Here is a 13,796-nt window from a genome sequence, read left to right as displayed (position 1 = left end):
GGGGTATGGACCCGATTCTGGTGTTCGCCACGTCGGACAAGGGCGGTACGGGTCGATCGGTCACCAGCTGCAATATCGCCTACCAGCTGAGCCTGCGCGGACATGACGTGGCCTATGTCGATTTCGATTTCGGCTCACCGACCGCCGGCGCACTGTTCGATATCGGTCACGCGCAACGCGGCATCGCCGAGGGCACGGGGGTGCACTCGTATCTGCTCGACCAGATCGGCGAGCCTGTGCGCCTCAATATCGCGCGCAGCACCGATCGGGTCGATCTGCGCCGAGTCCCGGCGGGGTCCGGAAAGTTGATGCTGTTTCCCGGCGATGAGGGGGGTGCGGAGTTCGCCGGATGTGATGAGGCGATGGTGGGTCGTGGAATCGCTTTGCTGTCCGCGCTGCTCGGTGAATTCGGCGTGGTGATAGTCGATCTCAGCGCGGGGCGGTCGGTCGCGCTGGAGATCGCATTGCGCGTCACCGCCGCGGAGCAATTGCGAGACTATTCGCATCGCTGGCTGGTCTTCCACCGCTGGACCCGCCAGCATGTGCTGGCGGCGGGCGGCCTGGTGCACGGTCCACACGGTCTGCTCAAGACCGGCAGTGAATGGGGGCACGATCGGGACGCGCTGCTCGGTTCGACCCGTTGTGTGCGCACCGCCGTCGCATCCGAACAGCCCCCGGCCGCAGAGCGTCCAGAACAGGTGAAATGGCTGAACGCGCAGGCCAAGGCGCTGGCCGCGCTGGCGGCGGCGAATGGTCTGGGCACCCCGATGCTGTTGGGAAAGACGCCAATTGAGCCGATGCTGCAGTGGCGGGAACAGCTGATCATGGATGTCGACGTGACTACCAAACTCGCCAATCCGGCTACGGTGGACGCGTATATGCGCCTGGCGCAGAAGCTCACCGACAAGACGACGTGGGATATCGAGTGATGGCGCAACCAACCTATCGTGAGTCGTCGGAGGAGTCGGCCATCGCGCCGCTACCCATGGCCCATCTGTCGATCGAAATCGGTCACTTCTCGCTCGATGAGATTCTCGATGAGACCGACCGGATTCGGGCCGAGTTCCGCCGCGCTGTTCCGCTGGTGCGGGCCTTCACCGAATCGGCGCGGGTCGAATTCGGTCCGGAGGCCCGGGTCAGTACCTGCTACCTGATGGACGACTATTTTCAGACCGGCCATGAACCCGGCAAGGTGCTGGACCGCCTGCTCGGTGTCGCGGCCGACGCGGGGCTGTCCCTGGACTATCTGGCGCGCGAATCCGGCTGTCATGAGACGCCGCTCTTCACCGCCGGTGTGCCACTGGGGGAACCTATTCCGGTCGCCGAAATGGTGGCGGCTCGGCTGATAGCGCAGCCGGAGGACGAGGAGACGGCCAATGGCGGCCGACCGCCGACCGCCGAATCCGGCTGGCTCTGCAATGGGCGGCGAGAGCGGATCGGCAGGTCTCGCGCCGCCATGCATCGCGAAACCTACAGTCCCCCACAGGAACACGGGCGGCGCGAGCATTCGATATTCCTCGATGTGGAGCTGTGGCACGACCGGGATCCGGAGCGGCGCTGGTCCTGTCCCTTCCTCGCGGCGGTTTGGCAGCTCTTGCGGCTGGGCATGCTCCGCTATCACGGTGCGGCGGTGGTGGAACCACAGCAGTGGGCCACCGGACGGGAATGGCCGGGCTCCTGGCAGGATCTGCCTCCTGTGGTGCGGCTCAACGAGAATGCCGCGCCGTTCACGGCCTATCGGACCATGTCAATGCTCCCCAAGCGCTACTTGCCGATCGAACACGCGGTGCGGGTAATCCTCGATCACCTGGCGATCGATGACGATGTCGCCGATTTCGTCGCGCGTCAGGGGTTTGCGGAGCGGGTCGACGTGCCGGACAAGGTCGTCGAGCGCGTCGGGCACCTGCTTCTCGAGGGGAGTTGACCATGACCGCCGACGCGCAGCCGATATCGAATCCGCAGGCGCGTCGCGTCTCGCAGGCGCCGCTGGTGGTGCTCGGCGAGATCCGTACGTGTCTGCTGCCGCATACCACCACGCTCGACGGCCAGGCCACCGAGGATTTCCTGTCCTTGGTGCCAGGGGCGCGAGTGCGGCGTCGCGAACGGCCTGGGCCGCTGGCTTTTTCGCCGCCCCGGGCGGTGGGCGTTGACTGCTATCTGGCCCGAGGTACGACGGATGCGGCACGCATCGTGGGGACTGTCGCCTCCACGGCGATCGTGGTGGGCGGCCGACTGGCGCAACTGTCCTCGCACACCACGGTGGTGCGGGCCCCGCAGAAACGGCGCCGCGCTTGGTCGCACTATGTCGGCCGGGTCGGCACGACCGAGGTGATCGGACCGCTGCCCGATCGCGCGATCGCGGAACGGGAGTTGATCGCCGGATATCTCGGCGCGTCGGGCGCCACCATGTTGGATCTCGCATCGATATGCGCACGGAAACTCGATGAACTGCGCAAATCCGCTCTGCTGGACCGAAAACCGCCGTTGCTCGCGCCCATTACCCGGCTGCGCTGGACGGCTCGAATGGGCGGCAGCCTTGGCACCACAGTGTCTTTCCGACTCGCCGACGAAGTCACACGAACCGTGCACATCACCGTGCGGCGGGTCGAGGATCTACCCGATGCACTGCGATTCTGCGAGGACCTCGCGGTACACGACTGGCTGCTCACCGTCATCGATGCCAAGGTGCGGGCCGCGGATGGATTCGGCGGTGGTTACGGGCGGCAGATCGAAGTACTGGCCCCGGTACTCGAACACCTGGCGCACCTGTGGATGCCGGGCGGGCACACCCCGCCTTCCATGCGGCCGCTGTGGCGGGATCTACAGTCGGAGGCCGGTTTCTCGAAGCAGTGGGTGACCCGGGTCGAACAGTTGGAACGCCGTATCGCGGTGGCTACGTATTACGCCGCGCGCGGGGAACTTTCCGACGATGATCGCTGAGAACCTCAGAGCCGGAACCATTTTCGAACAAGCAGTGCGAAGAATACGGACATCGACACCACGCCCAGCCAAGCCTCTACGGCGAACAGCGCCTTTGCGGGAGCAGCCATATGCTCGGCATTGCCCGGATCCAGTGGGTTGAGGAAGCCGACTACGCACAGGTAGATCACATCGCCGCGGGCCACCGTTCCGCGCCAGAACAGGCCGAGCGAGGTGCACAGCAGGATCTCCATCGCTACCCATCCGAGTAGCCAGAAGGGTCGATAGCCGTAGCCGCACAGCAAATCCGAGAGGGCACTGGGTATCCGCCGCCAACGCGGCACCATGGCGCGGCGACGGGCTCGGGCCAGCGCCAGTCCGCAGCGATCCTCGGCCTGCACATCCTCGGTGAGGCGGTGCAGTGCCATCGCTCGCCGCCAAGCGAGCACCGCGTGTACGGGTAGTCCCGCCAGCCGGAGTTCGGCAGCCAATTTCTCGAATTCGGCTGCGAGTAAGGTGTTCTGGGTTTGACTCAGGCGTAACGGGCCGCGGAACTCGATTTCGGCGGCGAGTAGTCCCGCCAGTAGCGGGGCTCGCCAGGCTTCCGCGTCGGGTGCCAAGGGTCGCGCCCGTTCGTACACCTGGACAAACATCAGCCGGTTGCCATGACGTCCGAGATTGATCAGTCCGGATCGATCGATCAGCGCTTCTACTCGACCGTGAAAGTCGTCCAGCACAGTGGGTTTCGCGAGATCGGCAGCTCGAGCGGAATCGAGCTTCCCGGTGTGCCGGGCCGCGCGGTCATCGATATTCTCGATGACCGAATTCAGTCGCCCCCACCGTTCATCAGCCGTCGGCATTCGGCTACTCCCCCACTGCGAACCACCAATCAGGTTCCAGGGTAACCGTTTTCAGTCTTGCAGGGCAGGTAACGGGTCGGGCACCCGGTGCACCTTGTAGATCAGCACATCGCGGGGTTCGTCATCGCCGAAATACCGTTCATCGCGATCGTGCAGCACGAAACCGAAATCCTTGAACAGGTTGTAGGCGGATCGGTTCTTGGGGTCGACGGTCAGCAGTATTTCGTCGACATCCCCCTTCTCCAGGCACACCTCGACGGTGCGCTGCAGCAGTCCGCGACCGTAGCCGCTACCGCGCCGCTCGGGGGAGACAGCCAGGCTCATCAACCAGGCACGCCCGCCGTCGGCCATGGTCAGGGCGTAGCCCACCACATCGTCCTCGCCGTCCGTGTCGGGTTCGACAGCGACGACGCAGCGGGTACTGCCTTCGATGAGCTGTTTGAGTACGAAATACGGATAGGGGCGATCCCGGAAGGCAGTCGAATCGATGATCTGGATGTCCGGGAGATCATCGAGTTCCGCCGTCCGATACATCGGCGACAGAACAGCCTCCTCGGTGGCGGTCATGTGCTCCCCTTGCGCTACGTACACAAGCCCTCTGATTCCAAGCCTAGACGTGTACCCGGACGGTGTCTCCGCAACGAAATAGGAGGCAGTGTACACATCTGTGACCAGCGCAGGGCCTTGTGAGCGGAGCTCTACGCGAGTCGGGCCGTCGGCAAGGGTGGGAGCCGTGGTGGGATGCGGTTCGGCCCGCCTGCCGTCTGCCGGACGGGCGGGCCGAACCGCGCTGACGCAACGCGGCGGGGGTTGGCCGGCGCACCCAGGAGGTTGGAAGGTGCGACGGCTATCGAAAGGCGGTGCGGCAGCTGTTCTGGCGGCCAGGGGCCTTCCCCGGCCCTTGGACGCGGCGCCGGCGGATGAACGCGCGGCGGCGATCGAGCACCCACCACAGTGCGCGAAAGACCGCGCGCTCATACCGGTCGGCGCCGTTTGTCATGGCAGGGCGCGCTCGTCGAGGACGCAGCGCCCCTCGTCCACCAGCGTCGCGCGGGCGCGGCGCCGCACCTTGCAGGTCTGAACCGTGCAATCGAGGTGCAATTGCATTGCGGCGTGGGCCTGTTCGGCGCTCATGACACCCGGATCCCTGCGACACCGCAGCAATCCGGCTACATGCATATTGAGGGCGGTCAGTTGCATGATCCGACCTCCGCAAGAGAGAGGTGGTAGGGGGTGACTGCTTCGGCCATGACTCCTCGTTCCGCATGGAATTCCTGAAGTACCCGGAGCATTCAGGAAACGAAAGGGGACTGGCAACACCGCCCCGGGCACATATCCAGCACACCATGAGCAGCCGCCCGGCGGGTGATTTTCGAAGATGAGAACGCAAAATTGCGCGAATTCCCAGCAGTGAATCCAACTGGGAGAGGAAGATTCTCCATAGTGGACGAAGCCCCCAGCCGATGAGAAGTGCGTCCGGGCGGGAGCCGGTGTGCCGCAACACTATCGTGCCGCCAGCCTCCGGCATCGTCGTGCCGCCGCCCCGCTCGTGCCCGCGACCGAGAACGGAGCGCGCTGTGTCAGAGAGCCCTGCGTCATCGACCCTGCCCCGCCGCCAGCTCGGGCGCTATTTACGGGATTGGCGGATACAGGCCGGATTGACCATCGCCGAGGCCGCCAAACTCATGGAATGGGGCGCGAGCACGCTGCAGCGGCTGGAGAAGGGCAATGCCGATCGCATCCGCACCATCGACATCCACGAGCTGTGCCGCATCTACGGCATCCCGGCCGAAATCGCCGAGGGGCTCAAGGGTTTGGCGCAGCAGGCCGCGGTGAAGAGCTGGTGGCACTCCTACGGCGACCTCATCCCGGAGAACTTCGACGTCTACGTCGGCCTGGAAGCATCCGCGCAGCAGTTGTCCTGCTACCAATCGGAATTGGTGCCCGGACTGCTGCAGACCGCCGATTACGCAAGGGCCCTGAACACCCTCGGATATCCGGAAGAGTCTGCGGCAGAGGTGAATCGACGCGTCCAGCTGCGGTTGCAGCGGCAGGCGCTGATCACCCGCCGCATGCATCCGGCGACGGTCGCCATGGTGTTGCACGAATCGGTATTGCGCCGGTCGGTGGGAGGTGCAAGGGTGATGGCGGCGCAGGTGCGGCACCTGGCGGAGGTGAGCACCAGACCCAATGTCGCACTGCGCATCCTGCCCTTTGATGCCGGTGTCCCCCTGGGACTTTCGACCGGCCCATTCGTGATTCTCGAGTTCGGGACAGATGGCAAAGGGCAGCCGGTGGAACCCCCGGTGGTGTACGTGGAGGGGTTCACCGGCGATCTGTATCTCGAAAGACAGGGCGATGTTCAGCGCTATCGCCGGGCGCAGGAAAGCCTGGAACGCTGCGCGCTGGAGGTCCAGGACAGCAGAAACCTGCTGCGGCAGGTGGCGAAGGAGTATTCGGCATGAGTGTGCGGGATCTGGCTGGTGCGCGCTGGTTCAAGAGCAGCCGCAGCGGGGCCGGTAAGGAGTGCGTCGAGGTGGCGTTCCTGACCGGTGGACAGGTGGGGGTGCGGGACAGCAAGAATCCCGGCGGCCCCGCCCTGGTGTTCGGTGCGCGGGAATGGGATTCGTTCACGGAATTGATCGTGCGCGATTGATAACGGTCACCGGGCGATGAACTTCCTGTTCATCGCCCGCCCCGCCCAAGATCACGAAACGGTGGCCGTTACATATCGAAAACATGTTTGCGACGGCTAAAGTTGGGTATCCAAGTATTCGTGGACCGAGGGCTGAAGAATTCCCGACCCCGGTACCGCAAAGTAGGTCCCGATGACTGGATGGAACGGCTGATCGTAGGGATGCTCTTCGCGGTATCGGCGATGGGCATATACGTACTCACCGGAGCATTGGTATCGGCGGTGGCCGTGGGGCTGCTGGTCGGCGCGGTGGCGCTGGGCGTGGTCGCGATGCTGTAATCCCTTCCGCCATACCGTAAAAAACTGCCCGCCGTTCCGTGGAACGACGGGCAGGCTGCGGTCTCAGCGCCGGAAGAGCTTGTTGCCCAGCCAGACCAGCGGATCGTACTTGTGATCGGCCACCCGCTCCTTGAGCGGGATCAGCGCGTTATCGGTGATCTTGATGTGTTCCGGGCATACCTCGGTACAGCATTTGGTGATATTGCAGAATCCGAGCCCGGCCTCGTCCTGCGCCAGATCGCGCCGATCCGCCACATCCAGGGGATGCATCTCCAATTCCGCGATCCGCATCAGATAGCGCGGCCCCGCGAACGACTCCTTGTTCTCCTCGTGATCACGGACGACGTGACAGGTGTTCTGGCACAGGAAGCATTCGATGCACTTGCGGAATTCCTGCGACCGCTCCACATCCTGCTGCTGCATGCGATAGTCGCCGGGTTTCAGATCCACCGGGGGAGTGAAGGACGGTATTTCCCGCGCCTTCTGATAATTGAAGGACACATCGGTGACCAGATCCCGGATCACCGGGAAGGTGCGCAGCGGCGTCACGGTGACGACGTCATCAGGTGTGAAGGTATTCATGCGGGTCATGCACAGCAGCCGCGGCCGCCCGTTCACCTCCGCCGAACACGATCCGCACTTGCCTGCCTTGCAATTCCAGCGCACCGCCAGATCCGGTGTCTGGGTGGCCTGCAGGCGATGGATCACATCGAGCACGACCTCGCCCTCGTTCACCTGGACGGTGAAGTCCTGGAGCTCGCCGCCCTCGATATCGCCGCGCCAGACCTTGAACTTCGCGTCGTACGCCATGGCTATTCCGCCTCTCCGGCGTCGCCGTCCCGCACGGGCGCGAGATCGGCGGTGCTGTAATACTTTTCGAGTTCGTTCAGTTCGAACAGACGCAGCAGATCGGTGCGCATGGGGATCTGCTGTTCGGGCGTGACGGTCACCGACGGCACCGAGAAACCGATCTCGTCCGGATCGATCCGGCAGACCAGCAACTTGTTCCGCCACGCCGGATCCATGCCCGGATGATCGTCGCGGGTGTGCCCGCCGCGAGATTCGGTGCGCAGCAACGCCGCCTGCGCCACACACTCGCTGATGAGCAGCATGTTCCGCAGATCCAGCGCCAGATGCCAGCCCGGATTGAACTGCCGGTGGCCCTCGATGGTGACGCCGTCGTAGCGGTCGCGCAGTTCGGAGAGCTTCTCGATGGCCTGCTTCAGCTCACCCTCCTTGCGGATGATGCCGACCAGATCGTTCATGGTCTGCTGCAGGTCCAGGTGCATGGTGTACGGGTTCTCGCCCGGCCCCTCGGCGGGCGGATCGAACGGCACCACAGCGGCTTTCGCGGCGGCGGCGATGTCCTGATCGGTGATCTTGGGCCGCCCGGCCAGCTGCTCCACATAGGTGGCCGCGCCCAGACCGGCGCGCCGCCCGAACACCAGCAGATCCGACAGCGAATTGCCGCCGAGCCGGTTGGAGCCGTGCATACCGCCGGAACACTCACCGGCGGCGAACAATCCGGGCACGGTGGCCGCGCCGGTATCGGGATCGACCTCGATGCCGCCCATGACGTAGTGGCAGGTCGGGCCGACTTCCATGGGCTCGGCGGTGATGTCGACATCGGCCAGTTCCAGGAACTGGTGATGCATCGACGGCAGCCGCTTCTTGATCTCGGCGGCGGGCAGCCGGGACGAAATGTCCAGGTACACACCGCCGTGCTCGGTGCCGCGGCCCGCCTTGACCTCTTCGTTGATGGCGCGCGCCACCTCGTCGCGGGGGAGCAGATCAGGGGTGCGGCGCGCGGAGTCGTTGTCCTTCAACCACTGATCGGCCTCCTCCTCGGATTCGGCATACTGCCCCTTGAAGACTCCGGGGATGTAGTCGAACATGAAGCGCTTGCCGTCCGAGTTCTTCAGCACGCCACCGTCACCGCGCACACCCTCGGTGACCAGGATGCCCTTCACCGACGGCGGCCAGACCATGCCGGTCGGGTGGAACTGCAGGAACTCCATATTGATCAGCGTCGCGCCCGCCCGCAGCGCGAGGGCGTGGCCGTCCCCGGTGTACTCCCAGGAATTGGATGTCACCTTGTAGGACTTGCCGATTCCGCCGGTGGCCAGCACCACGGCCGGGGTCTCGAACAGTACGAACCGGCCCGATTCCCGCCAGTAGCCGAACGCGCCGGAGATCTTGTCGCCGTCCTTGAGCAGTTCGGTGATGGTCAGTTCGGCGAAGACCTTGATGCGCGCCTCGTAATCACCGGTGGCGGCGAAGTCCTCCTGCTGCAGCGAGACGATCTTCTGCTGCATGGTGCGAATGAGTTCGAGGCCGGTGCGGTCGCCGACGTGCGCGAGCCGCGGATAGGTGTGGCCGCCGAAATTGCGCTGGCTGATCCGGCCGTCCTTGGTCCGATCGAACAGCGCCCCATAGGTTTCCAGCTCCCACACCCGGTCGGGGGCCTCCTGCGCGTGCAGTTCGGCCATCCGCCAGTTGTTGAGGAATTTGCCACCGCGCATGGTGTCCTTGAAATGGGTCTGCCAATTGTCCTTCTCATTGGCATTGCCCATGGCGGCCGCGCAACCGCCCTCGGCCATGACGGTGTGCGCCTTGCCGAACAGCGATTTGCACACCACCGCCACCGAGAGGCCGTGTTCGCGGGCTTCGATCACCGCGCGCAGTCCGGCGCCGCCCGCACCGATGACCACGACGTCGTACTTGTGCCGTTCGACTTCAGGCATGGAACCGAATACTCCTGACAGACTTGAGGATTGGGATCAGTCGTACCGTGCTCAGCCGATGAGCCGCGGATCGCTGATGGTGCCGCTCGCGACCAACATGACGTAGAAGTCGGTGAGGATGAGCGTGCCGAGGGTGGTCCAGGCCAGCAGCATGTGCCGGGTGTTCAGCGCGGAGACCTTGGTCCAGAACCAGTAGCGCACCGGATGCGCGGAGAAGTGCTTGAGCCGCCCGCCCGCGATATGCCGGCAGGAGTGGCAGGACAGCGTGTACGCCCACAGCAGCAGCGCGTTGCCGGTGATGATGATGGTGCCCAGGCCGATGCCGAAGCCACCGTCCTTGCCGTGGAACGAGATAGCCGCGTCATAGGTGTTGATCACCGCGATGATGGCCGCCACGAAGAAGAAGTAGCGGTGCGCGTTCTGGATGATCAGCGGCAGCTTGGTCTCGCCGGTGTACTTGGCGTGCGGTTCGGCCACGGCGCAGGCCGGCGGGGAGAACCACACCGCGCGGTAATAGGCCTTGCGGTAGTAGTAGCAGGTGAGCCGGAACAGCAACAGGAACGGCAACACCAGGAAGCCCAGCGGAATCCACATGGGCAGGTGGCCGATCGGCGTGCCGAGGTGACTCGAACCCTCGACGCACGACGCGCTCAGGCACGGTGAGTAGAACGGCGTCAGATAGTGGTAGTCGTTCACCCAATACGCCGCGCGCGCAAACGATCTCACGGTGGCGTAGATGACGAAGGTGCCGAGGCCCAGCACGGTGACCAGCGGTGGAACCCACCAGCTGTCGGTCCGCAGGGTGCGCGCGGAGATGGCCGCACGACCCTTGCTGAATACCCCGGTTGTGCTCGATTCAGGACCCTTGACTGGTGCGGCGCTCACTGCTGGATGCCTCGCTGCTCTACCCCGTGGAACGTCATCGTTACCTCCGGCATCGAATGTGATGGTGAGCACCCTACGACAGGGCAGCTATCACTCGAGCTCGGTACCGCGAATTCGTGATCCCGTGATTTGCGCCACAATCCGCCATTCTCCCGGCCCGTCGGTTGATTGGTGAACAAACGGCTATCTCAGCCGTCACACAGCAGCAACAACACTGTGGGACCTTGCCCTGTAGTGAGTTAGGAGCTGTTGTGATGAGAAGAGCCGCAATCGTCATGCCGATGCGCACACCGGTCGGTCTGCCGGGCGGCGCCCTCGCTGCGGTCGCCCCGCAACGGCTGATCTCCACCGTGCTGAGCGCGGTGGTGGGCCGGTCGGGCATCGACCCGTACCGCATCGAACAACTCGTCACCGCGGTGCCGGATCAGCGCGCGGTGCGCGCCGCCGTCCCGCTGGCCGGGTTACCGCCCACCGTGGGCGAATTCCCGCTCGGCGCGGGTCCGGGCGGGGGCCTGCGCGCCCTGATCACCGCGGCCATGATGGTGCAGACCGGCTCTGCGGACGTGGTGCTCGCCCTCGGCGCCGAATTCCCCTGCGCCCCCAAACAACCCCTCGGACCGGCCGGTCCGGGACCGCTGGGTGCGGGTCCGCTCCCGCGCGGTCCGCGCAATGGCGGACCGGGGGCGGCGAGCGGACTCGTGCTCTCCGGTGGCGGGGCACCGTTGTCCTCGCCCTGGCCCAATGGCGCGCAACGGGTTTCGCCACCCGTTCCGAACGGGGCCGCGATGGGCACGAACGGTGTGGCGATGGGGGTGGACACCGGCGAACAGCTGGCGGTGTGGGCCGCGGCCGAGGGTGTGCGCCGTCCGCAGGAATCCAAGTACGCGGATCTGCTGGCGCAGCACTACGGGATTTCCCGGCTGGAGGCCGATGAGTTCGCCGCGGCCAGTCACCGGCGCGCCGCGCGCGCCCGGCGGCAGGGCATCTTCGGTGAGGAGACCGCGCCGGTGGTGGTGAACGCCATCGCCGGTGATGTGAATTCCGGTGTGGTGCAACTGGTCGACCGCGATGAGGGCCTGCGCGACGATGTGTCCGCGCGCGCCTTCGCGGCGCTGGAACCGTTCCTGCCGGGTGGCGTCACCACCGTCGGCAACAGCAGCACCCGCACCCTGGCCGCCTCGGCCTGCCTGGTGGTGGCCGAGGACCGCCTCGTCGATCTGGGCCTGGAACCGCTCGGCTATCTGGTCGGCTGGGCCGCCGCCACCGGTGAACCCGATCAGGCCGTGCCCGCCGCCGCTCCCGCCATCGAAAAAGCGTTGGGACGCAGCGGTTTCGGTCTGGAAGCGCTGGATCTGCTGGAGATCGACGAAACCAGCGCGGTGGAAGTGCTTGCGCTGACCCGGCTTTGGGAGCGCGAGGGCTGGGAATTCGATCCCGCCGAGCGGCTCAATGTGCACGGCGCGGCCATCGCGCTCGGTGATCCGGGCGGGGCCGCCGGACTGCGCATGGTGACCACGCTGCTGCACGAATTGGCCCGCAGCGAAGGCGGTTACGGGCTAGCGGCCATTCCGACCGGTCCGTCCGAGGCGCTGGCCGCGGTCTTCGAATCGGCCTATACCGAACAGGTCGCTCCGACCCCGCGCGGTGCGCGCTTCCATGGGGCGCGTCCGCCCCGGCGTTTCGGCAGGCACCGCGCCTGATCCGATTTCGACACGCCGTTCGACACGCCGACTGTTGCTGCTGAACGGAAACGATTCGCGCGCCCGAATAGCACGGGGTACGGGGTAGCGGAAGCCACTGTTTTCGGGGGAGTGCCCAAATCAGCAGTGGTTGCTGAAAATTCGCCAGATCGATAGTGCGCGTGGCGAAGAATTTTTCGCGTGATGTCTTGATCATAAAGTGGTCGCTTGTTATGTTGCCTGCGTCACGTTCATTGATGAACGTGGACGTTTCTCTTTGCGGGCAGGCGCCGTTCGCACGGGGCAACGACGAACGCGTACAAGGAGATTCACGATGGGTTCGTTGAGCGATCTGCTCGGCTCCATAATTCCGGCTCTCGGTTCCGCGGTCGCGGGCGACAGCCTGCTGGACACCTTCCTCGGCTCGCTCGCCGCCTTCCGCGGCAAGTAGCCGACGAATTCGCTAAATCACAAGCACGACAAGGAGATACACCATGGGATCACTCTGGGATGTCCTCGGTAAGGGCAGTGGCAGCATCGGCAGCCTGGGCACCACGATCGTGAACGCGCTGATCACGCTGAGCGGCGGCACCCCCGCCGCGGGCAAGTAAAACCTACGGATAGTCGATTACGGGGGCGCACCGACTCGGGTGCGCCCCCTTGGCGATAGCACAGGGGCACAGGCGATTTCATGAGTACACGGCGGTTGCGGAACACCGCGTTCGGGCTGAGTCTGCTGGCCGCGGCGCTGCTGTGGACTCCCGTCGGCCCGGCCCCGGCCCCGGCACCGGCGCAGGCCGCCGTTCCGGCCCGGCTGATATCGCAGACCGCGGGCACGGGACGCCTGCTGCAGATCACCGTCTATTCACCGGCCATGGACCGCGATATCGCACTTCAGGTGCTGCGGCCCGTCGACACCGCGACCCCGGCCCCCACGCTCTATCTGCTGAACGGCGCGGGCGGCGGCGAGGACGCCGCGAGCTGGGTCGCGCAAACCGATCTGAACGGCTTCTTCGCCGATAAGCAGGTCAATATCGTGGTCCCGATGGAGGGCGCGTTCAGCTACTACACCGATTGGCAGCAGGACGATCCCGGCCTGGGCAAGCTGCTCGGCAACAACGGCCGGAACAAATGGGCCACCTTCCTCACCGAGGAACTGCCGCCGGTCATCGATCACGCCTTCGGCACCAATGGGGTGAACGGCCTGGCGGGCATCTCCATGGCGGGCACCTCGGTGCTCGACCTGGCCATTGCGGCCCCCGAGCTGTATCGCACCGTCGCCGCGTACAGCGGCTGCGCCATGACCAGTGATCCACTGGGACAGTCGTTCATCAACTTCGTCATCAGCCTCGGCGGCGGTCGCGCCCAGAATATGTGGGGTCCGCTGAACGGCCCGGAATGGCGCGCGCACGATGTGCTGCTGAACGCCGACCGGCTGCCGCGCATCCCCATGTACATCTCCAGTGGCACCGGACTGCCCGGCCCGCACGATGTGCTGGCCGATCCGACCGTGCGGCAGAACACCAAGACTCTGGCCAATCAGATGATGGTCGGCGGCGGTATCGAGGCGGCCACCAACTACTGCACCGCCCGGCTCGCCGAACGCACGAATGCCCTGGGCCGCACCGACATCACCTACAACCTCGACGCGCCGGGCACCCACTCCTGGGGCTATTGGCAGGACGAACTGCACCGGTCCTGGCCGGTGCTCGGTCCGGCGCTGGGGCTGTAAGCC

Annotated in this window: 14 protein-coding genes; 8 read left to right on the top strand and 6 right to left on the bottom strand. The window is 65.3% G+C overall.

All coding sequences use genetic code 11. From position 1 onward, the window contains the following. Positions 1-5: 5 nt before the first annotated feature. Genes AB0L82_RS16670 through AB0L82_RS16660 form a run of 3 tightly spaced genes read left to right on the top strand, consistent with a single transcriptional unit; the run spans position 6 to position 2,940 of the window. Positions 6-929: an SCO2523 family variant P-loop protein gene (locus AB0L82_RS16670; protein WP_364636667.1), complete on the top strand. Its 924-nt coding sequence runs from the start codon at positions 6-8 to the stop codon at positions 927-929. Next, the gene (locus AB0L82_RS16665) at positions 929-1,924 is read left to right on the top strand and encodes an SCO2522 family protein (protein ID WP_364636665.1); all 996 of its coding nucleotides are present in this window, start codon (positions 929-931) and stop codon (positions 1,922-1,924) included. Before AB0L82_RS16670 ends, AB0L82_RS16665 begins: the two co-directional genes overlap by 1 nt. A gap of 2 nt (positions 1,925-1,926) precedes the next feature. Beyond that, positions 1,927-2,940: an SCO2521 family protein gene (locus AB0L82_RS16660; RefSeq protein WP_364636663.1), complete on the top strand. Its 1,014-nt coding sequence runs from the start codon at positions 1,927-1,929 to the stop codon at positions 2,938-2,940. Positions 2,941-2,945: 5 nt separating this feature from the next. On the opposite strand, the gene AB0L82_RS16655 is transcribed toward AB0L82_RS16660, so the two are convergent. From AB0L82_RS16655 to AB0L82_RS16645, 3 genes are all read right to left on the bottom strand, one after another. Continuing rightward, complete coding sequence (locus AB0L82_RS16655; RefSeq protein ID WP_364636661.1) at positions 2,946-3,779, bottom strand: hypothetical protein; 834 nt, start codon at positions 3,777-3,779, stop codon at positions 2,946-2,948. 51 nt (positions 3,780-3,830) lie between these two features. Then, the gene (locus tag AB0L82_RS16650) at positions 3,831-4,346 is read right to left on the bottom strand and encodes an N-acetyltransferase (protein WP_364636659.1); all 516 of its coding nucleotides are present in this window, start codon (positions 4,344-4,346) and stop codon (positions 3,831-3,833) included. Between the two features lie 429 nt (positions 4,347-4,775). Continuing rightward, positions 4,776-4,979, bottom strand: a complete 204-nt coding sequence (locus AB0L82_RS16645) for a hypothetical protein (RefSeq protein ID WP_364636657.1) — start codon at positions 4,977-4,979, stop codon at positions 4,776-4,778. A gap of 377 nt (positions 4,980-5,356) precedes the next feature. Between AB0L82_RS16645 and AB0L82_RS16640 the strand changes: the two genes are divergently transcribed. The 3 genes from AB0L82_RS16640 to AB0L82_RS16630 all read left to right on the top strand — a co-directional run bounded on the left by AB0L82_RS16640 (position 5,357) and on the right by AB0L82_RS16630 (position 6,753). Continuing rightward, entirely contained in the window at positions 5,357-6,244 is an 888-nt protein-coding gene (locus AB0L82_RS16640) for a helix-turn-helix transcriptional regulator (protein WP_364636655.1), read from the top strand. Further along, on the top strand, positions 6,241-6,435 hold the full coding sequence (locus tag AB0L82_RS16635; protein WP_364636653.1) for a DUF397 domain-containing protein: 195 nt from the start codon (positions 6,241-6,243) through the stop codon (positions 6,433-6,435). The genes AB0L82_RS16640 and AB0L82_RS16635 overlap by 4 nt, the downstream gene beginning before the upstream one ends. A 180-nt stretch (positions 6,436-6,615) precedes the next feature. Next, a complete protein-coding gene (locus AB0L82_RS16630; protein WP_364636651.1) occupies positions 6,616-6,753 on the top strand; it encodes a hypothetical protein in 138 nt (45 codons plus the stop codon). 63 nt (positions 6,754-6,816) lie between these two features. Here the strand turns inward: AB0L82_RS16630 and AB0L82_RS16625 are convergent, their stop codons facing one another. The 3 genes from AB0L82_RS16625 to AB0L82_RS16615 are packed head-to-tail and all read right to left on the bottom strand — an operon-like array spanning position 6,817 to position 10,382. After that, positions 6,817-7,563, bottom strand: a complete 747-nt coding sequence (locus tag AB0L82_RS16625; protein WP_364636649.1) for a succinate dehydrogenase/fumarate reductase iron-sulfur subunit — start codon at positions 7,561-7,563, stop codon at positions 6,817-6,819. Between the two features lie 2 nt (positions 7,564-7,565). Continuing rightward, positions 7,566-9,497, bottom strand: a complete 1,932-nt coding sequence (locus tag AB0L82_RS16620) for a fumarate reductase/succinate dehydrogenase flavoprotein subunit (RefSeq protein ID WP_364636647.1) — start codon at positions 9,495-9,497, stop codon at positions 7,566-7,568. 51 nt (positions 9,498-9,548) lie between these two features. Next, the gene (locus AB0L82_RS16615) at positions 9,549-10,382 is read right to left on the bottom strand and encodes a hypothetical protein (RefSeq protein WP_364636645.1); all 834 of its coding nucleotides are present in this window, start codon (positions 10,380-10,382) and stop codon (positions 9,549-9,551) included. Between the two features lie 254 nt (positions 10,383-10,636). Between AB0L82_RS16615 and AB0L82_RS16610 the strand changes: the two genes are divergently transcribed. Next, positions 10,637-12,082: an acetyl-CoA C-acyltransferase gene (locus tag AB0L82_RS16610; RefSeq protein ID WP_364636643.1), complete on the top strand. Its 1,446-nt coding sequence runs from the start codon at positions 10,637-10,639 to the stop codon at positions 12,080-12,082. Between the two features lie 670 nt (positions 12,083-12,752). Beyond that, positions 12,753-13,793 carry an alpha/beta hydrolase family protein gene (locus AB0L82_RS16605; RefSeq protein ID WP_364636641.1) on the top strand — a complete coding sequence of 347 codons (1,041 nt, stop codon included), beginning with the start codon at positions 12,753-12,755 and terminating at the stop codon, positions 13,791-13,793. Positions 13,794-13,796 lie beyond the last annotated feature (3 nt).

The sequence above is a fragment of the Nocardia sp. NPDC052001 genome (genome assembly GCF_040680615.1).
Classification (GTDB): domain Bacteria; phylum Actinomycetota; class Actinomycetes; order Mycobacteriales; family Mycobacteriaceae; genus Nocardia.
The sequence above is the reverse complement of the archived record's forward strand: the minus strand, read 5'-3'. Positions and strand labels throughout refer to the sequence as shown.